The 626-nt window shown below is 47.3% G+C and carries 3 tRNA genes and 2 rRNA genes; all 5 read left to right on the top strand.

Annotated elements, in window-relative coordinates:
• Positions 1-115, top strand: a 23S ribosomal RNA gene (locus tag AC0L0O_RS29970); the annotation flags it as partial.
• Positions 116-201: 86 nt separating this feature from the next.
• Positions 202-317 (top strand): 5S ribosomal RNA (gene rrf / locus AC0L0O_RS29965).
• A gap of 9 nt (positions 318-326) precedes the next feature.
• Positions 327-401, top strand: a tRNA-Asn gene (locus AC0L0O_RS29960).
• A gap of 4 nt (positions 402-405) precedes the next feature.
• Positions 406-478 (top strand) — tRNA-Thr (locus AC0L0O_RS29955).
• Between the two features lie 24 nt (positions 479-502).
• A tRNA-Glu gene (locus AC0L0O_RS29950) sits at positions 503-577 on the top strand.
• The last annotated feature ends 49 nt before the right edge of the window (positions 578-626 follow it).

Genomic DNA, 626 nt, shown 5'->3' with positions numbered 1-626 from the left:
TTCCCATAGCGTAAGCTAGTAAGATCCCTGAAAGATGATCAGGTTGATAGGTTCGAGGTGGAAGCATGGTGACATGTGGAGCTGACGAATACTAATAGATCGAGGACTTAACCATATAATATGAAGCGATGTTATCTAGTTTTGAAGGAATATATAATTTTCTTCTTGACATTTCGAAAGAAATGTTTATAATGATAAAAGTCTGGTAATGATGGCAGAGAGGTCACACCCGTTCCCATACCGAACACGGAAGTTAAGCTCTCTAGCGCCGATGGTAGTTGGGACCTTGTCCCTGTGAGAGTAGGACGTTGCCAGGCTAATATTATTCCGCAGTAGCTCAGTGGTAGAGCTATCGGCTGTTAACCGATCGGTCGTAGGTTCGAGTCCTACCTGCGGAGCCATTATGCTTCCATAGCTCAGCTGGTAGAGCACTTCCATGGTAAGGAAGAGGTCACCGGTTCAAGCCCGGTTGGAAGCTTGGGAATAGGTTTAAAACTTTTTTGGCCCGTTGGTCAAGTGGTTAAGACACCGCCCTTTCACGGCGGTAACACGGGTTCGAATCCCGTACGGGTCACCACTTTTGGAGGATTAGCTCAGCTGGGAGAGCACCTGCCTTACAAGCAGGG

It is taken from the genome of Bacillus sp. GS3m_15504, from assembly GCF_055825275.1.
This window is presented reverse-complemented; position numbering and strand designations above follow the sequence as displayed.